At 52.8% G+C, this 25,478-nt stretch carries 28 protein-coding genes; 11 read left to right on the forward strand and 17 right to left on the reverse strand.

The genetic code is table 11. The features are described 5' to 3' along the window. From ftsQ to lpxC, 4 genes are all read left to right on the forward strand, one after another. Positions 1-840 (forward strand): cell division protein FtsQ, encoded by an 840-nt coding sequence (ftsQ, locus tag IBT46_RS07910; protein WP_200545180.1) that lies wholly within the window; start codon positions 1-3, stop codon positions 838-840. Beyond that, positions 837-2,093: a cell division protein FtsA gene (gene ftsA, locus IBT46_RS07915; protein WP_105595356.1), complete on the forward strand. Its 1,257-nt coding sequence runs from the start codon at positions 837-839 to the stop codon at positions 2,091-2,093. Before ftsQ ends, ftsA begins: the two co-directional genes overlap by 4 nt. Before the next feature lie 78 nt (positions 2,094-2,171). Further along, positions 2,172-3,326, forward strand: coding sequence for a cell division protein FtsZ (gene ftsZ, locus IBT46_RS07920; RefSeq protein ID WP_105595357.1), 1,155 nt, complete (start codon positions 2,172-2,174; stop codon positions 3,324-3,326). A 103-nt stretch (positions 3,327-3,429) separates the two neighbouring features. Next, positions 3,430-4,347, forward strand: a complete 918-nt coding sequence (gene lpxC, locus IBT46_RS07925; protein WP_105595358.1) for a UDP-3-O-acyl-N-acetylglucosamine deacetylase — start codon at positions 3,430-3,432, stop codon at positions 4,345-4,347. 12 nt (positions 4,348-4,359) lie between these two features. On the opposite strand, the gene IBT46_RS07930 is transcribed toward lpxC, so the two are convergent. Further along, positions 4,360-4,869, reverse strand: coding sequence for a DUF721 domain-containing protein (locus tag IBT46_RS07930; RefSeq protein ID WP_200545182.1), 510 nt, complete (start codon positions 4,867-4,869; stop codon positions 4,360-4,362). Between the two features lie 21 nt (positions 4,870-4,890). Here IBT46_RS07930 and secM point away from each other — a divergent pair, with 21 nt between their 5' ends. Both secM and secA read left to right on the forward strand, forming a co-directional pair. Next, positions 4,891-5,394 carry a secA translation cis-regulator SecM gene (gene secM, locus IBT46_RS07935; RefSeq protein WP_200545184.1) on the forward strand — a complete coding sequence of 168 codons (504 nt, stop codon included), beginning with the start codon at positions 4,891-4,893 and terminating at the stop codon, positions 5,392-5,394. A 72-nt stretch (positions 5,395-5,466) separates the two neighbouring features. Further along, a complete protein-coding gene (gene secA / locus IBT46_RS07940) occupies positions 5,467-8,172 on the forward strand; it encodes a preprotein translocase subunit SecA (protein ID WP_200545186.1) in 2,706 nt (901 codons plus the stop codon). A gap of 114 nt (positions 8,173-8,286) precedes the next feature. Here secA and IBT46_RS07945 read toward each other — a convergent pair whose 3' ends face one another. Together IBT46_RS07945 and IBT46_RS07950 are read right to left on the reverse strand one after the other, a co-directional pair. Further along, positions 8,287-9,063 carry an A24 family peptidase gene (locus tag IBT46_RS07945; RefSeq protein WP_370569421.1) on the reverse strand — a complete coding sequence of 259 codons (777 nt, stop codon included), beginning with the start codon at positions 9,061-9,063 and terminating at the stop codon, positions 8,287-8,289. 204 nt (positions 9,064-9,267) lie between these two features. Then, positions 9,268-9,852: a helix-turn-helix domain-containing protein gene (locus IBT46_RS07950; protein WP_200545190.1), complete on the reverse strand. Its 585-nt coding sequence runs from the start codon at positions 9,850-9,852 to the stop codon at positions 9,268-9,270. Between the two features lie 402 nt (positions 9,853-10,254). Between IBT46_RS07950 and mutT the strand changes: the two genes are divergently transcribed. Continuing rightward, positions 10,255-10,647 carry an 8-oxo-dGTP diphosphatase MutT gene (gene mutT / locus IBT46_RS07955; RefSeq protein ID WP_105595364.1) on the forward strand — a complete coding sequence of 131 codons (393 nt, stop codon included), beginning with the start codon at positions 10,255-10,257 and terminating at the stop codon, positions 10,645-10,647. A 43-nt stretch (positions 10,648-10,690) separates the two neighbouring features. Here mutT and yacG read toward each other — a convergent pair whose 3' ends face one another. The 3 genes from yacG to coaE are packed head-to-tail and all read right to left on the reverse strand — an operon-like array spanning position 10,691 to position 12,265. After that, the gene (gene yacG, locus IBT46_RS07960; RefSeq protein ID WP_200545192.1) at positions 10,691-10,894 is read right to left on the reverse strand and encodes a DNA gyrase inhibitor YacG; all 204 of its coding nucleotides are present in this window, start codon (positions 10,892-10,894) and stop codon (positions 10,691-10,693) included. Positions 10,895-10,905: 11 nt separating this feature from the next. Beyond that, the gene (zapD, locus tag IBT46_RS07965) at positions 10,906-11,649 is read right to left on the reverse strand and encodes a cell division protein ZapD (RefSeq protein ID WP_200545193.1); all 744 of its coding nucleotides are present in this window, start codon (positions 11,647-11,649) and stop codon (positions 10,906-10,908) included. Positions 11,650-11,653: 4 nt separating this feature from the next. Continuing rightward, positions 11,654-12,265 carry a dephospho-CoA kinase gene (gene coaE / locus IBT46_RS07970; protein ID WP_200545194.1) on the reverse strand — a complete coding sequence of 204 codons (612 nt, stop codon included), beginning with the start codon at positions 12,263-12,265 and terminating at the stop codon, positions 11,654-11,656. 270 nt (positions 12,266-12,535) lie between these two features. Between coaE and IBT46_RS07975 the strand changes: the two genes are divergently transcribed. Next, positions 12,536-13,576 carry a GMP reductase gene (locus tag IBT46_RS07975; RefSeq protein ID WP_200545196.1) on the forward strand — a complete coding sequence of 347 codons (1,041 nt, stop codon included), beginning with the start codon at positions 12,536-12,538 and terminating at the stop codon, positions 13,574-13,576. Between the two features lie 42 nt (positions 13,577-13,618). Here the strand turns inward: IBT46_RS07975 and hofC are convergent, their stop codons facing one another. The 7 genes from hofC to IBT46_RS08010 form a co-directional block, all read right to left on the reverse strand. Further along, positions 13,619-14,818 carry a protein transport protein HofC gene (gene hofC / locus IBT46_RS07980; protein ID WP_200545198.1) on the reverse strand — a complete coding sequence of 400 codons (1,200 nt, stop codon included), beginning with the start codon at positions 14,816-14,818 and terminating at the stop codon, positions 13,619-13,621. Further along, positions 14,815-16,206: a type II secretion system protein GspE gene (gene gspE / locus IBT46_RS07985; protein WP_200545200.1), complete on the reverse strand. Its 1,392-nt coding sequence runs from the start codon at positions 16,204-16,206 to the stop codon at positions 14,815-14,817. Before gspE ends, hofC begins: the two co-directional genes overlap by 4 nt. Beyond that, a complete protein-coding gene (gene ppdD, locus IBT46_RS07990; RefSeq protein WP_105595371.1) occupies positions 16,203-16,643 on the reverse strand; it encodes a prepilin peptidase-dependent pilin in 441 nt (146 codons plus the stop codon). The genes gspE and ppdD overlap by 4 nt, the downstream gene beginning before the upstream one ends. A 306-nt stretch (positions 16,644-16,949) precedes the next feature. Further along, the gene (gene nadC / locus IBT46_RS07995) at positions 16,950-17,840 is read right to left on the reverse strand and encodes a carboxylating nicotinate-nucleotide diphosphorylase (protein ID WP_105595372.1); all 891 of its coding nucleotides are present in this window, start codon (positions 17,838-17,840) and stop codon (positions 16,950-16,952) included. 157 nt (positions 17,841-17,997) lie between these two features. Next, a complete protein-coding gene (locus IBT46_RS08000; RefSeq protein ID WP_200545201.1) occupies positions 17,998-18,534 on the reverse strand; it encodes a DUF4865 family protein in 537 nt (178 codons plus the stop codon). Further along, positions 18,531-18,929, reverse strand: a complete 399-nt coding sequence (locus IBT46_RS08005; RefSeq protein ID WP_200545204.1) for a tautomerase family protein — start codon at positions 18,927-18,929, stop codon at positions 18,531-18,533. Before IBT46_RS08005 ends, IBT46_RS08000 begins: the two co-directional genes overlap by 4 nt. Before the next feature lie 3 nt (positions 18,930-18,932). Further along, positions 18,933-19,241: a carboxymuconolactone decarboxylase family protein gene (locus IBT46_RS08010; RefSeq protein ID WP_200545206.1), complete on the reverse strand. Its 309-nt coding sequence runs from the start codon at positions 19,239-19,241 to the stop codon at positions 18,933-18,935. Positions 19,242-19,346: 105 nt separating this feature from the next. Here IBT46_RS08010 and IBT46_RS08015 point away from each other — a divergent pair, with 105 nt between their 5' ends. Then, entirely contained in the window at positions 19,347-20,267 is a 921-nt protein-coding gene (locus IBT46_RS08015) for a LysR substrate-binding domain-containing protein (protein WP_200545208.1), read from the forward strand. Here the strand turns inward: IBT46_RS08015 and IBT46_RS08020 are convergent. The 3 genes from IBT46_RS08020 to IBT46_RS08030 all read right to left on the reverse strand — a co-directional run bounded on the left by IBT46_RS08020 (position 20,242) and on the right by IBT46_RS08030 (position 22,117). Further along, on the reverse strand, positions 20,242-20,946 hold the full coding sequence (locus IBT46_RS08020; RefSeq protein WP_200545210.1) for an anti-sigma factor domain-containing protein: 705 nt from the start codon (positions 20,944-20,946) through the stop codon (positions 20,242-20,244). The two genes, IBT46_RS08015 and IBT46_RS08020, sit on opposite strands and share 26 nt — an antisense overlap. Next, complete coding sequence (locus tag IBT46_RS08025) at positions 20,943-21,488, reverse strand: RNA polymerase sigma factor (protein WP_200545212.1); 546 nt, start codon at positions 21,486-21,488, stop codon at positions 20,943-20,945. The genes IBT46_RS08020 and IBT46_RS08025 overlap by 4 nt, the downstream gene beginning before the upstream one ends. Before the next feature lie 71 nt (positions 21,489-21,559). Then, entirely contained in the window at positions 21,560-22,117 is a 558-nt protein-coding gene (locus tag IBT46_RS08030) for a fasciclin domain-containing protein (protein ID WP_200545214.1), read from the reverse strand. A 183-nt stretch (positions 22,118-22,300) separates the two neighbouring features. On the opposite strand from IBT46_RS08030, the gene ampD reads away from it, so the two are divergent. Then, positions 22,301-22,870, forward strand: a complete 570-nt coding sequence (gene ampD / locus IBT46_RS08035) for a 1,6-anhydro-N-acetylmuramyl-L-alanine amidase AmpD (protein ID WP_200545216.1) — start codon at positions 22,301-22,303, stop codon at positions 22,868-22,870. Positions 22,871-22,873: 3 nt separating this feature from the next. Further along, positions 22,874-23,728 carry a beta-lactamase regulator AmpE gene (gene ampE / locus IBT46_RS08040; protein WP_200545218.1) on the forward strand — a complete coding sequence of 285 codons (855 nt, stop codon included), beginning with the start codon at positions 22,874-22,876 and terminating at the stop codon, positions 23,726-23,728. Between the two features lie 78 nt (positions 23,729-23,806). Here the strand turns inward: ampE and aroP are convergent, their stop codons facing one another. Continuing rightward, positions 23,807-25,162 carry an aromatic amino acid transporter AroP gene (aroP, locus tag IBT46_RS08045; protein WP_200545220.1) on the reverse strand — a complete coding sequence of 452 codons (1,356 nt, stop codon included), beginning with the start codon at positions 25,160-25,162 and terminating at the stop codon, positions 23,807-23,809. Positions 25,163-25,478 lie beyond the last annotated feature (316 nt).

The raw sequence follows: 25,478 nt of genomic DNA on the forward strand, positions 1-25,478 counted from the left end.
ATGTCTCAGGCGGCGTTAAATGTTCGAAACCGCGAGGCGCAGGAGAAAGCGCGAACCGGGCGTAGCAATGGCTCACGCCTGGCCGGGATACTGTTTTTGCTGATGGTTATCGGCACCATGCTGGCCGGCGGTTTTGTTGTATTGAAGTGGATGAACGATGCATCAAGACTGCCGTTATCGAAGCTGGTAGTAACGGGGCAAACCCACTACACCAGGAATGATGATATCCGTCAGGCTATTTTATCGCTTGGCGAACCCGGCACCTTTATGTCGCAGGATGTGGACATTATCCAGCAGCAGATCGAACGTCTGCCGTGGATACAACAGGTGAGCGTGCGCAAGCAGTGGCCGGACGAATTAAAGATTCATCTGGTTGAGTATGTGCCGGTTGCGCGCTGGAATGATGTGCACATGGTTGATGCCGACGGGAAATCGTTCAGCGTTCCGGCCAGCCATCAGGATAAAGAAGCGTTACCGCTGCTGTATGGCCCGGAAGGGAGCGAAACGGAAGTGTTGACCGGCTACCACCAGATGCGGGATGTCCTGGCGGCGAGCAAGTTTAAGTTAAAGGCTGCGTCAATGACTGCGCGTCGGTCATGGCAGCTGGTGTTAGATGATGATACCCGCCTGGAGCTGGGGCGTAGTGAAGATATGAAGCGGTTAAAACGCTTTATCGATCTCTACCCGACTCTGAAACAGCAGGGCCAGGCGGAAAACAAGCGTATCAGCTACGTGGACCTGCGTTATGACTCTGGCGCGGCAGTAGGATGGACACCCGAACTCATTACTAGCGCTGAAAGTCATCAGCAACAGAATCAGGTACAGGCTAAACAACAATGATCAAGTCGACGGACAGAAAACTGGTAGTTGGACTCGAGATAGGCACCGCGAAGGTTGCCGCCCTGGTAGGAGAAGTCCTGCCCGATGGCATGGTCAATATTATCGGGGTGGGCAGTTGCCCGTCTCGCGGCATGGATAAAGGCGGCGTTAACGATCTGGAATCGGTAGTGAAGTGCGTTCAGCGCGCTATCGACCAGGCTGAGCTAATGGCAGATTGTCAGATTTCTTCGGTTTATCTGGCGCTGTCGGGCAAACATATCAGCTGCCAGAACGAAATAGGGATGGTTCCTATTTCAGAAGAGGAAGTAACCCAGGAAGATGTGGAAAACGTGGTTCACACCGCGAAATCCGTCCGTGTTCGTGATGAACACCGCATCCTCCATGTTATTCCGCAAGAATACGCGATCGACTATCAGGAAGGGATCAAGAACCCGGTTGGATTATCCGGCGTGCGTATGCAGGCAAAAGTGCATCTGATCACCTGCCACAACGATATGGCGAAGAACATCGTCAAAGCGGTAGAACGCTGCGGCCTGAAAGTGGATCAGCTGATTTTTGCCGGGCTGGCCTCAAGTTTTGCTGTGTTGACCGAAGATGAGCGTGAACTGGGCGTCTGCGTGGTGGATGTCGGCGGTGGCACGATGGACATTGCGGTTTATACCGGCGGCGCGCTGCGTCACACCAAAGTTATTCCTTATGCGGGTAACGTGGTAACGAGCGATATCGCTTATGCTTTTGGTACACCACCAACGGATGCCGAGGCGATTAAAGTCCGTCACGGTTGTGCGCTTGGTTCTATCGTTGGCAAAGATGAAAACGTTGAAGTACCGAGCGTGGGTGGCCGACCACCGCGCAGCCTGCAGCGTCAGACGCTGGCTGAGGTTATCGAGCCGCGTTACACCGAGCTGCTGAATCTGGTTAACGACGAAATCCTGCAATTGCAGGAACAGCTTCGCCAGCAGGGCGTTAAACATCACCTCGCGGCCGGTATCGTTCTGACCGGCGGCGCGGCGCAGATTGAAGGATTGGCGGCTTGCGCCCAGCGTGTTTTCCACACGCAGGTGCGTATCGGACAGCCGTTAAACATCACAGGATTAACGGATTACGCGCAGGAGCCTTACTACTCAACGGCGGTTGGCTTACTGCACTACGGAAAAGAATCTCACCTCAGCGGTGAAGCAGAAGTAGAAAAAAGAGCCTCAGTGGGTAACTGGTTCAAGAGAATCAACAGCTGGCTGAGAAAAGAGTTTTAATTTTTACCATAGAGATCATGCTAGTCTTATTAGTATTAGTGATCTCCAGGCGAACAGGCACATAAACGGAGAGAAATTATGTTTGAACCTATGGAATTAACCAATGACGCGGTGATTAAAGTCATCGGCGTCGGCGGCGGCGGCGGTAATGCCGTAGAGCATATGGTGCGTGAACGTATCGAAGGCGTTGAGTTCTTCGCGGTAAATACAGATGCTCAGGCCCTGCGCAAAACCGCAGTAGGCCAGACAATCCAGATTGGTAACGGAATTACCAAAGGTCTGGGCGCGGGTGCAAACCCGGAAGTCGGCCGTAACTCTGCCGAAGAAGATCGTGAAGCACTGCGTCAGGCACTGGATGGTGCGGACATGGTGTTTATCGCTGCCGGTATGGGCGGCGGTACGGGAACAGGTGCTGCGCCTGTTGTTGCCGAAGTGGCGAAAGAGCTGGGCATCCTGACCGTTGCCGTGGTGACCAAGCCGTTTAATTTCGAAGGCAAAAAACGCATGGCGTTTGCCGAGCAGGGCATCGCTGAACTGTCTAAGCATGTCGATTCACTGATCACTATCCCGAACGACAAGCTGCTGAAAGTTCTGGGCCGCGGAATTTCCCTGCTTGATGCATTTGGTGCGGCGAACGACGTACTGAAAGGTGCCGTGCAGGGTATTGCCGAACTGATCACCCGTCCGGGTTTGATGAACGTTGACTTTGCTGACGTGCGTACCGTTATGTCCGAAATGGGCTACGCGATGATGGGCTCCGGCGTGGCATGCGGTGAAGATCGTGCGGAAGAAGCAGCAGAAATGGCAATCTCCAGCCCGCTGCTGGAAGATATTGACCTTTCTGGTGCACGCGGCGTGCTGGTTAACATTACCGCCGGCTTCGATCTGCGTCTCGACGAATTCGAAACCGTGGGTAACACCATCCGTGCCTTCGCCTCCGACAATGCCACCGTGGTTATCGGTACATCACTCGATCCAGAAATGAACGACGAACTGCGCGTTACCGTGGTGGCAACCGGTATCGGCATGGACAAGCGTCCAGAAATCACGCTGGTGACTAACAAGCAGTCTTCTCAGCCTGTGATGGACCATCGTTACCAGCAGCACGGTATGTCGCCGCTGCCGCAGGAACAGAAACCTGCTGCAAAAGTGGTTAACGATCAAAGCCCTCAGACTAACAAAGAGCCAGATTATCTGGATATTCCGGCCTTCCTGCGTAAGCAGGCGGATTAAGAATTTACCTAAAAAGTGGGAAAATTCACTCTTTGTGTTAAACTATTCGCCCGCCAGTGCAGTAAACTGGCGATCGGATAGGATTTTTTTGCGAGATAATGCGATGATCAAACAACGGACATTAAAACGTATTGTTCAGACGACTGGCGTCGGTTTACACACCGGCAAAAAAGTCACGCTGACGTTACGCCCTGCGCCGGCTAATACCGGGGTCATCTATCGCCGCACTGACTTGAATCCACCGGTAGATTTTCCGGCTGATGCAAAATCCGTGCGTGATACCATGCTCTGTACTTGCCTGGTGAATGAGCATGACGTGCGTATTTCGACAGTCGAACATCTGAACGCTGCCCTTGCCGGCCTTGGCATCGATAATATTGTGGTGGAAGTTAACGCGCCTGAAATTCCAATTATGGACGGTAGCGCAGCACCCTTTATCTATCTGCTAATGGATGCCGGTATTGAAGAACTGAACAGCGCTAAGAAATTTGTCCGCATCAAACAGCCTGTCCGGGTTGAAGACGGCGACAAATGGGCCGAGCTTTCGCCGCATAATGGTTTCTCTTTGGATTTCACCATTGATTTTAACCATCCGGCAATCGACTCCAGCTCTCAGCGCTACCGCATGGACTTCTCTGCTGAGGCCTTTGCGCGTCAGATCAGCCGTGCTCGTACTTTCGGTTTTATGCGTGATATCGAAGCGCTGCAGTCTCGTGGCCTGTGCCTGGGCGGCAGTTTTGACTGTGCAATCGTGGTGGATGACTACCGCGTATTGAACGAAGACGGTTTACGCTTCGAAGACGAATTCGTACGTCACAAAATGCTCGACGCGATCGGTGACCTGTACATGTGTGGCCACAACATCATTGGTGCGTTTACCGCATTCAAATCGGGTCATGCACTGAACAACAAGTTACTGCAGGCGGTTCTGGCTAAGCAGGAAGCGTGGGAATGGGCAACGTTTGAAGACGAAGCTGAACTCCCGGTGACATTCAAAGCACCAAATCTGGTTCTGGCATAAGCCATAACTACTCTAACGACTGGTTGAGCTGGTACTCTCTCCGGCCAGCGAGGCCAGTCGTTCTAATATCTTTTTGAGCTTTTCCGGGCTTTGGCTCGCGACACTGCGTAAAATCTCCGCACTATGTTCACTCAACTGCCTGATTGGCGGTTTTTCTGCTTTTTGCGCCTGAATGCTGCTTTCTTGAACGGATTCATGTCCTTTTGCCGCGAGGGAAGGATTAATCCTGATGTCGATCGACGTCAATGATGGTAATATTTGGGCTCGTAATGCTGACAGCAGGCTGGATTGTTCATAGCGCAAACGCATCAACCAGCTGGCGTTAGCCGTTTCGATCACCAGAATTCCCTGGCGAAAATTAGCCACACGGCACCAGGGATGCAGCTGAGCAGGAATAACTCCCTGCACTGCGCGATTCAACTTGTTCAGGGCAATTGCGCGCTGCTGAATATTTTGCAGCATGCTTTTATCCTGGGCCTGGTCGAAATAACTTTCAATTGATTGTGGGCGACTATCACGCATAGCTAGCTCCGGCGGAACACAGTGATCGGTATTCTAAATCGTTGGCGACAATTTGGCAGACGCTATTTCTGGCCGCATCTCCTGTTGGGGATGGTCGCGGCGAGTCTCGGCCTGCCTCAGGCGTCAGCGCATGACCGCACTACCTTAGCAGAAACCTCTTCCAGAAGCCTGAATATCGGCAGCGCTGCGCGTTTTGACAGCCTGGCACTGCTACAGGAAAGCGTTCGCCGCCCTTCATTTAGCGTAGACTACTGGCATCAACATGCGATTCGCACGGTCATCCGCCATCTGTCGTTTGCCCTTACCCCTTCTGTCGTTCCGGCCGCTGAAGAAGTTCAGCCGCTGCAGGCGCAAAAGCTGGCTCTGCTGGACACCCTTAACGCGCTACTGACACATGAGGCCCGGCCTCCGGTCATTATTCGGCGTACCGCTCCGCGTGAAGTGGCTGTTCTTCCGTCTCATCATATCGGCCTGTGGCTGGCCCAGGTTCGCGGTATTCGTGCCGGACCCTTTCTTCTCAGCTAAATTCATATAAAAATCGTTAATAATCAAACAGTATGACCGCGGAAAAGCCGTGGCTGAGAGAAATTACTTATTATGTTTACAAAATTACTGACTAAAGTTTTTGGTAGCAGCAATGACCGTACCCTGCGTCGCATGCGCAAAGTCGTTGAGCAGATTGGCAAGATGGAACCGGATTTCCAGAAGCTAACCGATGAAGAGCTGAAAGCGAAAACCGGCGAGTTCCGTGCCCGCCTGGAAAAAGGTGAAGTGCTGGAAAACCTGATCCCGGAAGCCTTCGCTACCGTACGTGAAGCCAGCCGTCGCGTGTTCGGTATGCGCCACTTCGACGTCCAGCTGCTGGGCGGTATGGTGCTGAACGATCGCTGCATCGCTGAGATGCGTACCGGTGAAGGTAAAACCCTGACGGCAACCCTGCCGGCCTACCTCAATGCCCTGAGTGGCAAAGGGGTTCACGTGGTGACCGTCAACGACTATCTGGCTCAGCGTGACGCCGAAAACAACCGTGGGCTGTTCGAATTCCTTGGCCTGAGCATCGGTATCAACCTGCCGGGTATGCCTGCACCCGCAAAGCGTGCCGCCTATGCTGCGGATATCACCTATGGTACCAACAACGAATACGGTTTTGACTATCTGCGCGACAACATGGCGTTCAGCCCGGAAGAGCGCGTACAGCGTAAGCTGAACTATGCGCTGGTGGATGAGGTGGACTCAATCCTGATCGATGAAGCGCGTACGCCGCTAATCATCTCCGGTCCTGCGGAAGACAGCTCAGAACTGTACATCAAAGTTAACAAAATCATTCCTCATCTGATCCGTCAGGAGAAAGAAGACTCCGACTCATTCCAGGGCGAAGGTCACTTCTCTGTTGATGAAAAAGCGCGTCAGGTTCACCTGACCGAGCGCGGCCTGGTGACGATTGAAGGGCTGATGGTCAGCGAAGGCATTATGGAAGAAGGCGAGTCCCTTTACTCACCGGGCAACATTATGATGATGCACCATGTGACTGCTGCGCTGCGTGCCCATGTGCTGTTCACCCGCGACGTTGACTACATCGTAAAAGACGGTGAGGTGATCATCGTTGATGAACACACCGGCCGTACCATGCAGGGGCGTCGCTGGTCTGACGGCCTGCATCAGGCGGTAGAAGCCAAAGAAGGCGTGGATATTCAGAACGAAAACCAGACGCTGGCTTCGATCACCTTCCAGAACTACTTCCGCCTTTATAACAAGCTGGCCGGTATGACCGGTACTGCGGATACCGAAGCGTTTGAATTCAGCTCGATCTATAAACTGGATACCATTGTTGTACCAACCAACCGTCCGATGGTGCGTAAAGATCTTCCTGACCTGGTCTACATGACCGAGAAAGAGAAAATTGATGCGATCATTGAGGACATCCGCGAACGTACCGCTAACGGTCAGCCGGTGCTGGTCGGTACTATCTCGATTGAAAAATCAGAAGTGGTTTCCAACGAGCTGACCCGCGCGGGCATCAAACACGAAGTTCTGAACGCCAAATTCCACGCCCGTGAAGCGGATATCGTGGCGCAGGCCGGTCAGCCGGGTGCAGTAACTATCGCCACCAACATGGCCGGTCGTGGTACAGACATTGTGCTGGGCGGCAGCTGGCAGGCAGAAGTTGCCGAGCTGGAAGAGCCAACGCAGGAGCAGATCGACGCAATTAAGAGCGCGTGGCAGATCCGTCATGATGCAGTGCTGGCTTCCGGTGGTCTGCATATTATCGGTACCGAGCGCCATGAATCCCGCCGTATTGATAACCAGCTGCGCGGACGTTCCGGTCGTCAGGGTGATAACGGTTCATCCCGTTTCTATCTGTCGATGGAAGATGCTCTGATGCGTATTTTCGCCTCTGACCGCGTTTCCAATATGATGCGTAAACTGGGGATGAAGCCGGGCGAAGCTATTGAGCACCCATGGGTGACCAAAGCGATTGCCAATGCGCAGCGCAAAGTGGAAAGCCGCAACTTCGACATTCGTAAGCAGCTGCTTGAATATGATGACGTAGCTAACGACCAGCGCCGCGCTATCTACACCCAGCGTAACGAACTGCTGGATGTTTCCGACGTGTCAGAAACTATTATCAGTATTCGCGAAGATGTCTTTAAAGCCACCCTCGACAGCTACATTCCACCGCAGTCGCTGGAAGAGATGTGGGATATTCCTGGCCTGCAGGAGCGTCTGAAAGCTGATTTCGACCTCGATCTGCCGATTAGCGAATGGCTGGATAAAGAACCAGATCTGCATGAAGAAACGCTGCGCGATCGTATTATGGACCAGGCGAAAGAGCAATATCAGCGTAAAGAAGAAGTCGTTGGCGCTGAAATGATGCGCAACTTCGAAAAAGGCGTGATGCTGCAAACGCTGGACTCACTGTGGAAAGAGCACCTGGCCGCTATGGACTACCTGCGTCAGGGCATCCATCTGCGTGGTTATGCGCAAAAAGACCCGAAGCAGGAGTACAAGCGTGAATCCTTTGCCATGTTTGCCGCGATGCTGGAGTCGCTGAAGTATGAAGTTATCAGCACGCTGAGCAAGGTTCAGGTACGTATGCCGGAAGAAGTTGAGCAGATGGAAGAACAGCGCCGTCAGGAAGCTGAACGCCTGGCTCAGCAGCAGCATCTCAGCCATGTCGATGATGAAACTGAAGCCGCTCAGGAGCTCGCTGCGCAGACCGGTGAGCGTAAAGTGGGCCGTAACGACCTCTGCCCGTGTGGTTCAGGTAAAAAATATAAACAGTGTCACGGCCGTCTGGCGTAATTTGCCAGCCAGCTAAACGCTTAAACAGGGCCGGGTGATTACCCGGCCTTTTTTTGTCTGAAGGAAAAGTAAGAAAGAATAAGCAAAGAGGCAGCGAAGGTCGGAGAATGATCCTTATGCCGCATTTCTGGAAATAAACAGAATGAGCCCGGCAGCGGCGAGTCCTGGCCCGAAGGGAAAGGGGGCTGATAACGAGCGCCGGTAAATCAGACGGCTGGCACAAAGCCAGATAAGGCTGCTGAGTGATGCCAGCAGCAATAGCAATGGTAAGGCCTGCCAGCCCAGCCAGGCGCCTAAGGCTGCCAGTAGCTTGGCATCACCCAGTCCCAGTGCCTCTTTCCCCCGCATCAGGCGATAGCCATACGCAAGCAGCCACAGCACCAGATAGCCGACCAGTGCGCCGATTACACTCTGCTGTAATGAAATATGCGGCAGACAGTGGAGGAGCTGAAACAGCATACCCAGCCATAACAGCGGAAGCGTCAGTAAATCGGGCAACAGCTGATGTTCAATATCGATCAGGGTCAGTGCCAACAGTAGCCAGACAAGTATCCATGAGGCGATCAGCGTTCCTCCTGGCGGCAACAGTGCGGCCATCATCATCCATAACAGCATGCAGCTTAATTCGACCAGCGGATAACGGCACGATATGGCGTGCGAACAGTAGCGGCAACGCCCCCGTAGTATCAGCCAGCTAAAAAGAGGGATATTATCAAAGTATTCAAGCGGATGAGCACATTGCGGGCAATGGGATCGCGGCAGCCACAGATTCAAGCCGTCCTCCTGACGCTTGATCATGTGCGGCAGGCGATAAACCACCACATTGAGCAGACTGCCAAAGCAGATCCCCAGCAGCGCAGTGAAGAAGAACAGAACGGGATTATTCATCAGGTAACTCCTTTTACCTTTTACATATTATCCGGGGCGATAAGCTTGTTACTGCGTTACTGCGTTACTGCGTTACTGCGTTACTGCGTTACTGCATTGGTTGAGTGAAGCTATCGCCATTTATCCGTCAGGTACAGCATAAATGGCGGCTTTATTGCGGCTATGGAAACCTGCTCGCAGCTTCTCTTCATCTTTACATTCATGTTGTTAGATAAATACGATCAGAGCCACAAACATACACAGGATAAAAGCATTCTGCGTAATTGATGATTGTGAAAAATACGGTGAACGCATTAACTGCTCTGATAGTGCAACATTGTTGTGCTGTGTATTAGGTGTATTTATTACCGTATTCTCAAGACCTATATCAGAATCTGAATTGATTGCGCTTACTTCCTGCTTCACTGATGTATATTCTTCAACAGGTGCTTTTGCCAGCGTTTTCCACTGATTCTCATTTAATTTCAAACCATAATACGGTACGGTAATCAGCAAATTTGCGGGTAAGTTATTGCGATGTAACAAAGCTCTGATCTGGAATGTCAGTTGATGATAATTGTTGTCACTAATTCGCTGGTGGTTTTCGTACCAAACGATATTGATAATATCCCGCTTGGTGTAGACTTTCTTAATCAGACATACGAGTAAACGTTTTTGTGCTTCATTTAAATCGATGCTGAGCTGGCGCGATGCTATCTCCAGAGTATTAGTATTACAGTTAACAATTACACCTTCAGATAACTCCAGTGTGTCGTGATTAAGTATTTCAATACATTCTTCAGTGCTAAACATGATGTAATCCTTATGTGTTGATATTTTCAATGCCGATAATGCTAATTTTAAGTGTTATTGCTTGCAAGAGGGTGGATTTATTAAGACGTGATTAATAATGAATTAATGTGTTTATCTTGTTGTTTTTAAAGTGATTAATTATGACTTCCTGATGTTGTTTAATAATAAATTAAAAACAACATTATTGGTTTTTTTTATCTTTTTTCATAATGACTTTCATTTTTTTCATGGTGGTTTAATACATTTTTATATGTTTTTTGTTCATCTTTTAATGAAGTCGGGACTTCCTGGCTTTGTCTGAATTCTCTACAGGGGACATACACTGAAATCATGAGAAGAGTGTTGCGGATGCACCAGGGTAAATGCTAATGTTTAACAGGTTTTTCTATCAGAGTGATAATTATGAAGTATCTGCACATTGCTGTGGGGATTATACGTGATGCACAGCAGCGTATTTTTTTGACTCAGCGTTCGGCTGATTCTCATATGGCAAATAAATGGGAGTTTGCTGGCGGGAAGTTGGAGTCTGGTGAAACGGCTGAACAGGCATTAAAACGTGAGCTGAATGAAGAAGTCGGCATTGACGCGATTAGTTTTCTCCCCTTTATGACAATTGAACATCAATTTGACGATCGGCACGTGACAATCGATTTCTTTATTGTGGAAGAATGGCTGGGTGAACCCTATGGACGGGAAGGTCAACCACAGCGTTGGGTGGCTCAAAGTGAACTGGTGGCTGAAGAATTCCCTCCAGCTAATGCTGAAGTTATTGCTCGTCTGAAAGCCAGCGCGTAAAACGCCAGGTAATATTCGACGAGCTATAACATTAAACTGGCCGTTATCGGAATTCGTCTTGCTGCTCACTCCAGTCATCGCTATCGTTTCGATCGCTATGGCTGGGGATATATTTCTCTTCAGCAGCCCATTCACCTAAATCAATCAGCTGACAGCGCTTGCTGCAGAAAGGGCGCCATGTGCTTTGTTGATCCCAGATCACCTGTTTACCGCAGGTGGGGCAATCAACCATCGTTACGTCACTCATTTTTTATAACCTTAACAACAGGCCAGCTCGAAATCGAGACGGGCAGGGACTTCACCATTTTCACTGTCCAGCGGCAGGAAGCGAATGGCATAACGGCTCTTATGGCCGGAAACTTGGGGATATAGCGAATCCTCAAGCTTTAACTGTACACGCAGCAGATCGGAGCTTTCGGCGTTGTCCTGAAAGAACCCATTCAAACTGGTGTGATTGCGGAAGATCCCTGCCTGGCGAATCAGGTCAAGAATGGTGGTAAGTGCAGCTCGAATCGGTTCCAGCGAACTGAGCCACTTACTGACCTGGCGATCGCGCACCGATTGTTCAACGTGCAGCCAGATGTGCAACGTCGGGAGATCAAAACTACAGCATCCACCGGGAATGCTTAAACGCTGACGGACCAGACCGATCATCCGATCTTCACGTAGAGCCTGTCCCATCCGCGGTGCAGCCATCAGCGCATCGTTGCGCTTTCTGAGGTCGCTGCTCAGGGCATTGACTAAGGTGATATCAACACCGGGCAGTTCAGCCCATGAACGCAACTTCTGCTGCTGCCGTTCCAGTTCTTTTAAAATTTCGGTTCTTAACTCGCCGCGTTCAAAAACGTCCAGCAGTTCTGCCGCATTGCGAAAAAAAGTCAGTGCGCCAAGATGGTCAACAATATTCTGGCTTGCGGATAGCTGCTTGAGTAAGAACTCAATGCGTAGCCAGGTGCGCATTTTTTCATTCAGTGGGTATTCAAAAAGAACCGTTGTGCTCATACTGTTAATCCCGATCTTTTGCCGCAGCCAGTGCGATGTAGCGCTGGTTGAGTACGGCAACATGCGTTATCACCTCTTCCGGTGACGCGCTGTTATCAATAATGTCATCAGCCACCGCCAGGCGCTCATCGCGTGAAGCCTGGGCGGCCAAAATGTTTTCAGCCTGTTCACGACTGATATTGTCGCGAGCCGTGGTGCGGATCAGTTGGGTTTCTCGATCCACATCAACAACCAAAACCCGGTCAGCCAGGCGTTGTAGTCGATTTTCTACCAGTAGCGGGACAACCCACAAACACCATGCAGAACGTGCTAATGCTAACTGTCGTTGTGTCTCTGCGTGGATAAGAGGGTGTAACAAATTGTTAACCCAGTTTTTCTCTACGCCAGAATTAAAAATGATATGGCGTAACGCCGATCGGTTCAGGCCGCCGGTTGGCAACAGAACATCGTCACCAAACCTTTCCTGCAAGGCCAACAGCGCCGGTTGACCGGGCTCGACCACCTGACGGGCAATGATATCGGCATCAATAACGTCAATGCCCAGCTGCGCAAAGGCATTGGCCACGGTACTTTTCCCGCTGCCGATCCCGCCGGTCAGCGCTACGGTGTAAGGCATAGCTTGATTCTCGCTCCCTTGCAACGGTACATCTGCAACGTCACCGGGCTTTTACAATGCGGAAGACGGCAAATATGAGGCACAGATCACAAGAGATATTTACAGGTAAATTTATCGGATTGTAGCGTAAATATTTCATGTTTCGCAGTCTTGTCGACGCGTTTTTAGCGCGTATGATAACGTCACTGGAACTGGCATTCAGCCTGTGATCGGAGATCTCCCCGGAAAGGGGACGTTTCTGAATCAACGCCATAAACCAGGAAAATCGTTATGCGTATTGAAGAAGATATCAAGTTAGGCTTCAAAGATGTCCTCATTCGGCCTAAGCGTTCAACGCTACAAAGCCGTTCTCAGGTGGAACTGGAACGTCAGTTTACCTTCAAGCATTCGGGTATTGCCTGGTCAGGTGTACCGATTATCGCCGCCAATATGGATACCGTTGGTACCTTCAGCATGGCGGAGGCGCTGGCTTCTTTCGATGTTCTCACCGCGGTGCATAAGCATTACAGCGTTGAGCAGTGGAGCCAGTTTATCGCCCGGGTGCCGCAGTCTGTGCTGCAACACGTGATGGTTTCAACCGGTACCTCTGCTGAAGACTTCAATAAACTGCAGAAAATTCTCGCACTTTCACCTCATTTGAACTTCATCTGTATTGATGTTGCCAATGGTTATTCAGAGCATTTTGTTACGTTTCTTAAACGGGCGCGAGAAGCCTGCCCTGGCAAAACGATCTGTGCCGGAAATGTGGTAACCGGTGAAATGGTGGAAGAACTTATCCTTTCCGGTGCCGATATTGTAAAGGTTGGCATCGGGCCGGGTTCTGTTTGCACCACGCGGGTAAAAACCGGCGTCGGTTATCCGCAGCTTTCCGCCGTTATTGAGTGCGCCGATGCCGCACACGGCCTGGGCGGACAGATCGTCAGCGATGGTGGCTGTTCTGTACCGGGCGATGTTGCTAAAGCTTTTGGCGGTGGCGCGGACTTCGTCATGCTAGGCGGGATGCTTGCCGCTCACGATGAGTGCGAGGGCGAAATCATTGAAGAGAACGGCGAGCAGTTTATGCTGTTTTACGGCATGAGTTCTGAGTCTGCGATGAAACGCCACGTCGGCGGCGTAGCGCAGTATCGTGCAGCAGAAGGTAAAACCGTTAAACTGCCGCTGCGTGGTCCGGTTGAACTGACCGCCCGTGACATACTGGGTGGCTTACGCTCGGCTTGCACCTACGTTGGTGCGGAACGACTGAAAGAGCTGACCAAACGCACAACGTTTATTCGCGTTGACGAGCAGGAAAACCGCGTTTTTAACCGCTAGCGGTCGTCGTTGAACCTCCCTGCGTTGCTTGAAAAGGGAGGTTCAGCCCAGCGCATCCCCAAGGCGAAATACCGGCAGATACATTGCCACCACCAACGTTCCTACGATAATACCAATCACCACCATCATCATCGGCTCCAGTGCCGCCGCAAGCGTATCGGCCAACTGGTGTGTCTCGGCCTCATGCCAGCTGGCAAGCCGGGTCAGCATCGCATCCAGCGATCCAGACTCTTCACCCACCTTGATAAGCTGGTAGCACAGAGGCGTAAACAGACTGTGTGGTTTCAGCGCCTGGTGCAAAGGATTACCTGCGGCAATATGCTGCTGAAGCTTAACGATGGCTTCCTGCCAGAGTAATGCACTGACCGTTTTCTCCACCGCCTGTAGGCTTTGCAATAAAGTCAGACCCGCGTGCTGAGTCAGCGCCAGGGTCGTGTAAATCTGGCTGAGCTGGCTGCCCCGATAAAGCGCTGATAATAACGGAGTCTTCAGCAGAAGCCTTTGTTCAACTCTTTGCCAGTTCGGGATGTTTTTACGCTGCCTGCGATAGAACATGCCGGCAGCGATGACCGGCACTATCAGCAGCGGTGCCTGCTGCTGTAACCATTCTGAAAAGGCAATCACCGCCGCGGTAAAGGCAGGCAGTGGCGCATCAAAAGTCTGATAGATCGCGACAAATTCCGGCAGTACAAAAATCAGCATGCCGATGCTCACCAGTAGCGCGACGGCCAGAATAAACAGCGGATAGCGCAGCGCTTTCTTCACTTTTTGCTGCAACAGCTGCTGCCGTTCCTGCTGCTGTGCAAGACGCAGGCAGCATTCATCCAGCTCGCCTGTGAGTTCACCGATATGAATCAGCGCAGGATAGAGTGGCGAGAACACTTCTGGCCACTCCCGTAGTGCTGATGAAAATGGCTCGCCGTGCGTTATCTTCTCCTGCAGGTTTAGCAGGAGTGCCCGCCAGCCTGAATCGGGATGGCCTTCAGCGAGCAGCTGAAGCCCACTGACCAGTGGCATTCCCGCTTTTAACAGCGTTGCAAGTTGACGGATGAAGGCGATTTTATGTTGCCACCGCCAGTCACCAGCACGGTAGCGGCGACCGCGGGAAATTTTTAACGGTAGCTGTTTCATACCGACGATTTCATCAACGACCCTGGCAGAATCTGGCGCAAAGCCGCAGCCGCTGTGAATGGCACCATTATCGTCGATCGCCTGCCAGCGAAATAAATAGCGCCTGCTCATCCCGGTCCTCCGGTCACTCGCGTCAACTCTTCGAGTGTTGTCTCTCCTCTATTTACGCAGTGCAGCCCGCCGACGAATAAAGGTTCCATACCCTGTTGCAGAGCTAACTTTGCCAGTGCTTCCGGGCTGGCATTCTGCGCAAGGGCATTTTGCAGTGATGGAAAAACGGGCAGCATCTCAAACAGCGCCAGCCGACCGTAATATCCTGAAAAGCAGCGTTCACACCCAACGGCTCGCCAGTTCTGCACCGTTCCCGGCCAGATATCGCTGGGAAAATGCGCCAGTGCTTCCGCTGGCTCGCGGCAGTGCGAACAGAGCTTCCTCACCAGGCGCTGCGCAACGATCAGTTTGAGTGCGGAGGCCAGCATATAACCCGGAACACCCATCTGCCCCATGCGAACCAGCGTTTCCGTGGTGGAGTTAGTGTGCAGGGTAGAGAGCACCAGATGCCCGGTTTGCGCGGCCTTGACGGCTATTTCAGCCGTTTCAGCGTCGCGGATTTCCCCCAGCATAATCACGTCCGGGTCCTGGCGAAGCAGCGCCCTAAGTACAAGATTGAAACTCAGCCCGGAACGCGTGTGGATCTGGGTCTGATTGACTCCCGCAAGCGGGATCTCTACAGGGTCCTCTACGCTGCACAGATTGCGGCTGGGTGCATTAAGCCAGCTCAGACCGCTGTAAAGCGTAAACGTCTTGCCGCTGCCGGTAGGGCCGGTCACCAAAATTAACCCCTGTGGTTTAGAGAGCGCGCTACGGTAGTGTTTTAGCAACGTCGCAGGCATGCCGAGTTTTTCCAGTGATATTGCCTGTTCATCACTTTGCAGTAGCCGTATTACTGCTTTTTCGCCGCAGCGGGTGGGCAGGGTCGATAACCGGAAAGACTCGGTTTTATCGGCAAGCACCAGCGAAAACTGGCCATCCTGCGGGACTCGCCGTTCAGCGATATCCAGACTGGCAAGTATTTTAAGCCGGGCGATTAGCGGCGCGCTGCCCTCACTGAGAACCATTGCCTGCTGTAAAACGCCGTCCACCCTTATCCTGATCCGCAGAGCGTGCTCCTGGGGTTCAATATGTACATCGGAGGCGCGTTTTTGCAGTGCCATACTCAGCAGTTGGTTAACTCTGTCTACTGCGCCAGCGCCTGCCTCATCAGTGCTTTCTGCCCCTTCCAGGGTTCCCTGATTACGGTGTAAATATTGCTCGAGCCGTGCCTGCGGCCAGCATTCCACGTCGATTACGCCAGGCGTGATAAAACGCAGCTCTGTCATCATCTCATGCGGTGGTGTACCGGACAGCGCAATGTGCAGGCGCTGGTGGCTGAACTCAACGATTGCGGCCTGATAGCGCTCGCAGATGGCTTCAACGGCACGCTGGCTGGCGCTAATCATTGTTTCTGCTCCTGTTCAAAGCGGAACAGGTCCTCACAGGCTTCCTTTAATCCACTGCTGTCGCTGGTGCAGCTACGTTGCCAGCTGAGATAACCGTCGCTGCTGTCCCACTGTGGCGTTAATGTCACGTTCAACCCTTTCAGGCTTTCCTGACCGGTGAGCGAGATAATGCCTGCGCTTACCGTTATCGCAGAAACGTAGCGCGAAGTTCGCGTTGAAGGTACACCCTGACTGCCAGCATCACAGCCGGTAATGCCGCCGTGCTCAATCGCACATAGCTCAACACCGGTTTTATACGGCATAGCCGTTTGCAGCATGTCTGTCAGTGCAGCCTTCTGCAGGTAGTTCTGGTATGCGGGCAGGCCAATCGCACTCAATATGGCGACAATGGCAATAACGATCATCAATTCAATCAACGTAAATCCCTGCTGGCTCATGGTAAGTCTCCTTGTGGTTAACAGGAGGGACCATAATCCTGAATAAAAACGTGGAATAGCGGCAAAGCAGGCAATTCAGAGGCTGATTCAAAACAATTAAATGGGGTAGCTTTGTTGCATAAAAGGTTTGCGGCAAGTGCCGCATTTTGTCCCTTAAGGGCTTTTGAGGGACAGGCGCAAGGCGTATCTTTCGCCACTCCCGGCCATGTATTTCAGGCCGAAGGGCACCAGTTAAAGGGATTTCAGGGATAAAAAAGGTCAGCACAAAAGGCTGACCAGGGGAGGTATATGGAAAGCGGCAGAGGCTTAACGAAAACGCATCGACAGATCCAGCGCCCGCACGTGCTTGGTCAGTGCGCCAACAGAAATATAGTTGACCCCGGTTTCGGCAAAGGTCCGCAGCGTTTCATCGGTGACGTTGCCAGACACTTCCAGCAACGATCGGTTATTGCTCAGAGTGACGGCTGCGCGCATCTGCTCAACGCTGAAATTATCCAGCATGATAATGTCTGCGCCAGCATTCAACGCCTGTTCCAGTTCGTCCAGGGACTCGACTTCAACTTCAACCGGCACGTCCGGGTGCAGCCAGAATGCTTTTTCAACCGCTTTGGCAATCGAACCACAGGCTATGATGTGGTTCTCTTTAATCAGGAAAGCATCGGACAGGCCAAGTCGATGGTTAGCACCACCTCCGCACAGTACGGCATACTTCAGCGCTGTGCGCAGTCCCGGCAGTGTCTTTCGTGTGTCCAGCAGCTGAGTGTGTGTGCCTTCCAGCAGGGCAACATAGCGGCTAACCTCCGTTGCCACACCGGAAAGCGTTTGAACAAAGTTCAGCGCTGTGCGTTCCGCCGTCAGGATCAGCTGCGCCGGGCCGCTAACCTCAAACAGCGTCTGGTTGGCGGTAATCGCATCCCCATCGGCAACGTGCCAGGTAATTTGCGTTTTATTCCCCAGCTGGATAAACACCTCTTCAACCCAACGTTTTCCGCAGAAGATCCCCGGTTCACGGGTGATCACCACCGCGTGAGCCTGGGTATCCTCTGGCAGCAGGCCAGCAGTGATGTCTTTGCAGGGATCGACTTCGCCACCAAGGTCTTCACGCAGCGCCTGGGCGACGGCAGGGGGAATATCGTCCTCAATACGCTCCATCAACTCGATACGGCGGTTATCAGGATCGTAACGGCGGGATGTCATGATTTAACTCCGAAAGGTCGGGTAACAGATATTGCCATGCTAGCCTGTTTTTCCCCCGTTTGTCAGCCATCGGTGGGGCCTGTTACCCGACATTTTCTTATCGACTCCGGTGCCAGAAACATCGGTATTCGCTCTACTCTGGCGTTAAACCGACTGGCTACCGAGTAGAAAGGGAGATATGCCCAACGCGATAGCGCTCTGTACTCGGGGTATCGTCAAACGGCATTTCGCTTAGCTCAAAGCAGAGCCGCCGCCACTGCTGTACATCCCAGGCAAGGATGCGGGTGATACCGGCTGCTGGTTCGGGGAGGTTGCTGATTTGGCTTAAATCGCTGTCTGCGGCAATGGGCACGATCTCGCGTCGGGCAAAGGCGGACCGTTGCAAAGTGCTACCCGGGCGGAAGCCCAACACCGGCCAGCAGTCGATAGCGGGCCTGCCGAAGTCTGTAACCAGTTTTTTAAAGCCGGTGCTTTGTAAAAAACCGGCCATGCCAGCGCTGTCCTGCCACAAATAGAACGGCGCGTAGAGTGGTTCACTGGCGGTATGCGGATCGCTACTGCTGGCATAGCACCAGGCTTTGATAACCAGGCCGGGAAAGTTATCCAGCAGGTGTCCGTTTTCCCGCACGCGATTTTCAATAATCGTCATGTCGTAATCGGTGGGCAGGCGAAAGCGATATTGCATGGCGATCATAGCGGCTGCTCCTGCGGCCAGTTGAACGGATTTCCGTTGGCAAATGACCAGTCTTCAGGCTGGCTGAAACTTAATGTGATCATCACATCTTCCGGGCGCACCGCCAGTTCGGCAGAGAGCCGCCGGGCAAGATTCTGATAGAAAAGATGTTTCTGCTCAACGCTGCGTGGCCGGCCTGCGGTGATATGGAACCAGATGAATCCCTCTGAACGCGGTCCGCCAAGATAGTGACGAGGGAAAACACGCAGCCCGGGGGCATATTCATCAAACAGCTGGAAGCAGTCATCCTGCGGTACATCGAAGAAATCGACCAGCGTTTGGTGTAACAGAGTTGAAAGCGTTTGACGGAACGCCGCGGTTTTTCCGGCAGGCAGGGCGATACGGGTAAAGGGCATGGTTTACTCCTCCGGAAAATGTAAATGACCGAGTGCGGTGACTGCGGCGGGCCAGCCGCAATAAAACGCCAGATGGGTAATGGCTTCGGTCAGCTCGTCACGTCTGAGGCCATTTTCCTGGGCAAAATTCAGGTGCCACGGCAGCTGCTGATGGCGGCCTGTTGCAATCAATGCGGCAACGGTAATCAGGCTGCGATCGCGCCTGCTCAGCTCGCTGCGCTGCCAGATAGCGCCAAACAAAGTTTCATCTGTAATCGCAGCAAAATGGGGGGCAATTGCCGCCAGATCGTCGCGGGTAAGTGAGTGAGGCATCTTAACTCCCTGTGGATATTGATGAGTGAATGCCAGAATAGAGGGAAGTAATTGTTTATAAAATCGCATATATTTGGATTGATAATCCCGAAAATCAGGATGGTTATGTCTCGGAACAAACGTGTGACTTTTGACCTTGAAGCGCTGCGCACTCTGGTCACCGGTATTGAGCTGGGCAGCTTTGCGCTGGCCGCCATAAAACTTAATCGCTCAACGTCAGCGGTCAGCGCCCAGTTGAAAAAGCTGGAGCAGCAAAGTGGCCTGCCGCTGCTGCAAAAGTCCGGACGTCGACTGGAACTCACTGCTAATGGTGAATTACTAATGGCATATGGTCGCCGCCTGCTTGCCCTCAATGACGAAGCTTTTAGCGCACTCTGTGGCCGTCATCTGGCGGGCAGCGTAAGCCTGGGAATGCAGGAGGACTTTGGTGAGGCGCTCTTACCAGACTTGCTGGGGCAGTTTGCCCGTGCTTTTCCACAGGTTGAAGTCTCAGCACGTATTGGTCGCAATGGTGAACTTGTGCAGGCGATGCGTCATGGAGATCTTGATCTGGCGCTGTGCTGGCAGGGTGACGAAAATACACGGTTTATGCAGGCACTGCCTGCCGCACCGCTTCACTGGATTGGACGTTCTGATGCCGATCTGGCGCGCTGGCTGACAGGAGAGGAGACGCTGCCGCTACTTCTGTTTGATGCGCCCTGCATGATGCGAAGCCGTGCAATTGGTGCCCTTGACCGGGCGGCGATCCCCTGGCGGGTGGCTTTTACCAGCCGCAGCCTGAGCGGTATCTGGGCCGCAGCCGCAGCCGGGCTGGGTATTACGCTTCGCAGTCGTTTTGGTCTACCTGCCGGGCTACAGGTGCTACAGCATGCACGGCTGCCATCGCTGGGCAAGTTGGGAATAGCGCTGCATACGGCCGACGAGCTACTGAACCCTGCGGCAGAGCGGCTGCGCGATATCATTTTAGAACGGCTGGTACCCCCCGTGTCGCAGCCGTCCTCTACAGTAGAGATATTTTACCGCTGAATAGTACGGGGCCAGTAGGTTGGCCGGTTGGTGAACCGCCCGGCGGCTCCAGACTGATTGCGAGATCCGGTAAGGCATCAGGTTTTAGAGGAGCAAGGTTCACCCGACGGTTGCCGGAGACATCCAACAGTCCTAATGACTGCGGCTTGCCGCCTGGTGGGATCAGCCAGAGTTGCAGACTGTGGTCAGGCCCGATGTTCGGTGGTGCCGCCGTCTGCACGGTCAGCCTGTTTTGCGCCGGGTTGATGCCGATAACCCAGATCCCCTGTTGCTGACTGTTGCTCAAAACGGCAATCGCCTGAGGGGGCACGGGGGCAGGAACCAGCTGGGTATAGAGCAGTGCACCGGCAAATGAGGCTGCCAGACCCCAGCCAAGCCACAAAGGCCATGCACTGCGCGGTATTTTTACCGGTTGCGTGACAGGTGGAGACGACAACGTGCCGGGTTGTAATTCTGTGGGCAGATCGCCAACAATGCGCGGCCACAGTGTTTCTGGCGGTGTAACGGGGATGACATCGCTATCCAGTGCGACCAGCGCGTTTTGCCAGCGCTGGACTTCAGCTGCCAGCTCGGGTTCCTGCTCGATACGGCGCATGAAACGCAGGCGAGCCGCACCACGCAGCGTACCCAGGGCATATTCTGCGGCCAGGGCGGAATCAAAATCGTGTTTGCTTTTCATATGCCCACGCAGCCTTTTAAATGCATTAAGGCCCGGCGTATCCAGCTTTTGACGGTACCGGCAGGCTGTTGCAGATGTAGCGCGATTTCACCGTGTGAAAGACCATGATGATAAGCCAGAACGATGCTTTGCCGCTGCTCTGTGGGCAGGGCGTCCATGCAGGTTAAAAGCCTGCGTGATTCGTATGTCGAAGGTGCATGATCGCACGTACCTTCAGCCGCGATCGCATCGCCCTCATCGTCCAGTTCCAGAACGCGATTGTCCTGCAAACGCAGATAATCAATCGCACGATGGCGAACAATATTGGTCAGCCACGTTTTGGGCGCGCTTTGGGTCGGATCGAAGCTACCAGCCCGCTGCCAGAGAGCGAGAAAACTGTCATGCAGTACTTCCTCCGCCCAACCACGACGGTGAAGAAGACGTAGCGCGATGGCAAACAGATAGGGCGAGTAGCTGCGGTAAAGCGCTTCGAAAGCGCGTTTATCACCGGCTGCCACTGCCCGAATCAGTAAAACCTGACTGTCGATTGATTCTTCCGCCATGAATCGTCCTGAGAGAAGTGCAGAGGTGAACAACGCGTTCCCCCTGCACAGGGTATAGACCCTTTTTATCGTTATGGCATTAGCACAGTATCAATAACGTCGATTGCGCCATTTTTCTGCTGAACGTCATAGGTACTGATGTTGGCGACATTACCCTGGTTATCTTTCAGCTGCAGGTTGTGTGGGCCATTCTGCATCACCCACAGCGAAGCGCCGTTAACGGTTTTCAGCTCGGCACGGCCATGGCCCTGTTTGACCTTTTTCTCCAGCGCCTTCATGTCATATTTCCCGGCCACGACGTGATAGGTGAGGACGGCGGTCAGTTTGCTTTTATTTTCAGGTTTTAGCAGCGTATCGACGGTACCCATAGACAGTTTGGCGAAAGCCGCATTAGTGGGGGCAAATACGGTGAAGGGGCCGGGACCTTGCAACGTATCGACGAGGCCTGCTGCTTTAACTGCGGCGACCAGCGTGGTGTGATCCTTCGAGTTCATCGCATTTTCAACGATATTTTTAGAAGGGTACATGGCTGCCCCTCCCACCATCACAGTGTTTTGTGACATCTCTGCCAGAGCGGCAGCGCTAAACAGGAAAGATGCACACAGAGCGGAACGGATGACAGTTTTCATGCTGAATTCCTCGGGTAAGAGAAGGCGTATTTGCCTCACATTGCTATCTACGTTCAGCGATGAAAAACGGATGCAGAAAAATGAAAATATCTTTTTTACGCGATAAGTGTGCGGTGAGAAGTTTGCCGGAGCCAAAATAAATCATGTTAATCTGAGCAGATTCTGATGACAGGGGAGTAGGGCATGCAGTTGCAAGATGGCTGGATTAACGAAGCCAGAAAAGTTCCGTCGCCGCATTTTAACCAGCGACCGAATGATGAAAAACCCTCGCTGTTGGTGATCCACAATATTAGTCTGCCGCCCGGTGAGTTCGGCGGCCCCTGGATTGACGATCTGTTTACCGGTCAGCTTGATCCCAATGCTCATCCTTATTTTGCCGGCATCAGCCATCTGCAGGTTGCCGCTCATTGCCTGATCCGCCGTGATGGAGAGGTTGTGCAATATGTGCCGTTTCAGCTACGTGCATGGCATGCGGGCGTGTCAAACTATCAGGGTCGCGATGCCTGCAACGATTTTTCAGTCGGTATTGAACTTGAAGGCACCGATACATTGCCCTACACCGATGCGCAGTATCGTTCGCTGCAGGCCGTTACCGAGCAGCTGATTGCTGAGTATCCGGCAATGGCCCTGAATATTACCGGGCACAGCGACATTGCACCGCAGCGTAAAACCGATCCCGGCCCGGCATTCGACTGGGCCCGATTCCGCACTGCTCTGGCGCAGCAAGTCCAGGGTAAAAATGATGGGAGTTAAGGCATGACGTTATTTAGCCTGTTGTTGGTTCTCGGATGGGAACGCCTGTTCAAAATGGGCGAACACTGGCAGTTGGATCACCATCTGATGCCATTATTCCGCAGATTTAAGCATTTCTCACTGCTGCGCACCCTGTTGATGACGCTGTTAGCAATGGCCGTAGTGGCCGCGGTGATGCTGGCGCTGAAAGGCTGGTTTTTCGGTGTGCCCCAGTTAATTTTTTGGATTCTTGTTGGCCTGCTGTGCATCGGGGCAGGCTCGGTTCGCCTTCACTACCACGCTTATCTACGTGCTGCCAGCCATAATGATGTGCATGCACATGATGCGATGGCGGAAGAGCTGACCCTGATCCACGGTGTGCCGGGTGAGTGCAGCGAACGTGAATATCTCGGTGAGTTACAGAATGCGCTGTTGTGGATTAACTTTCGCTTTTATCTTGCTCCACTATTCTGGTTTGTCGTCGGTGGTCCGTGGGGGCCGGTGCTGCTGGTGGGTTATGCCTTCCTGCGCGCCTGGCAAAGCTGGCTGGCACGTCAGCGTGACCCTCTGATCCGTTCCCAGTCCGGCGTGGATGCGCTGCTTCACTGGATCGACTGGCTGCCGGTTCGGCTGGTTGGTGTTGCTTATGCGCTGCTGGGGCACGGCGAGCGTGCCCTGCCTGCCTGGCTGGCCTCGCTGGGGGATCGCCATACGCCGCAGTACCAGGTACTGACTCGCCTTGCACAGTTCTCACTGGCACGTGACCCGCATTTGGATAAGGTAGAGACGCCACGGCTGGCGGTAACGCTGGCGAAAAAGGTATCGTTGGTGCTGGTGGTGGTAGTCGCAATACTGACGATTTACGGTACGTTGGTATAACCCCAACAGGTAACGAGTACAGCAGTAATAAAAAATCAGGCCAGCATCTGCTGGCCTGATTGCATTTTTCCGGGGCGATTATGCCTTCTGAGAACGGTTTTTCAGCCAGTAGCCGATAGCCAGAATCAGTATCCATACAGGAATCAGCCAGACGGAGATAGCCATTCCCGGGGTGATTGCCATCAGCACCAGAATACCGGCGAGGAACAGCAGGCAGATCCAGTTGCCCAGCGGATACAACAGCGCCGGGAAGCGGGTTTTCACGCCCTGCTGATCCTTTTTACGGCGGAACTTGATGTGCGCCATGCTGATCATTGCCCAGTTAATCACCAGCGCAGAAACCACCAGTGCCATCAGCAGACCAAAGGCTTCACCCGGCATCAGATAGTTCAACAGTACGCAAAGCCCGGTGGCAATCGCGGAGAACAGAATCGAAATCACCGGTACGCCACGACCATCTACTTTCAGTAGCGCTTTTGGGGCATTGCCCTGCTGAGCCAGACCAAACAGCATGCGGCTGTTGCAGTACACGCAGCTGTTATACACCGACAGCGCGGCGGTAAGGATGACGACGTTCAGCGCGTTAGCCACCAGAGCATCGCCCAGTTCGTGGAAGATCAGCACGAACGGGCTGGTATCCGGGGTGACGCGGGTCCAAGGCAGCAGCGACAGCAATACGGCAAGTGAACCGATATAGAAGATCAGGATGCGCCACAGCACCTGGTTAGTGGCTTTAGGAATGCTGGTTTCCGGATTATCCGCTTCTGCAGCGGTGATCCCCACCAGTTCCAGGCCGCCAAAAGAGAACATGATAATGGCCATCATCATGACCAGGCCGCTAAAGCCGTTCGGCAGGAAGCCGCCCTGATCCCACAGGTTGCGTACAGTAGCCTGCGGGCCGCCGTTGCCGCTGAACAGCAGCCAGCCGCCAAACAGGATCATACCGATAACGGCGACCACTTTGATAATGGCAAACCAGAACTCCATCTCGCCGAACACTTTCACGTTGGTCAGGTTGATGGCGTTGATCAGCACAAAGAAGGCGGCGGCAGACATCCAGGTAGGTACGTCCGGATACCAGAATTGAATATATTTACCGACGGCCGTCAGTTCGGCCATGGCTACCAGCACGTACAGTACCCAGTAGTTCCAGCCGGAGGCAAAACCAGCGAAGTTACCCCAGTACTTATAGGCAAAGTGGCTGAATGAACCGGCGACCGGCTCTTCCACGACCATCTCTCCCAGCTGGCGCATAATTAAAAATGCGATAAACCCGGCAATCGCGTAACCCAGAATAACGCCAGGGCCGGCAGATTGAATAACAGACGCACTTCCCAAAAACAGGCCGGTACCCACGGCCCCACCCAACGCGATCAGCTGAATATGGCGGTTTTTCAGGCCACGGTGCAGCGTTTCGCCCTGCTGTTGTCCCATGTCTAACCTCATGATGTTTTATTATTTTTTCGTCTTTTCAGCAGGCCCTGTCGCCATGCTGTTTCGAAAAGTTTACGATTGTTGTGTGAGTAAATATGAGCCAGAACGTAGCCTCAGGAAGAGAATAGTGCTAAGCGCAGAGGTTTGCACTCGCTTTCTACGCTACGCACGCAGAAATGACTAAAAAATCAGCGTGCTGTCTCATTTTTTACTGTCTATGTTTTGTCACAAATTGGTGCAAATGACGAATAACATTCTCTTATGACCGGTGGGATTGCTTGGCTGGTGGATAGGCGATTGGGAACCCGTCTCTGCG

The sequence above is a fragment of the Erwinia sp. S38 genome (genome assembly GCF_016624545.1).
GTDB classification, from domain to species: Bacteria; Pseudomonadota; Gammaproteobacteria; order Enterobacterales; family Enterobacteriaceae; genus Erwinia; species Erwinia coffeiphila.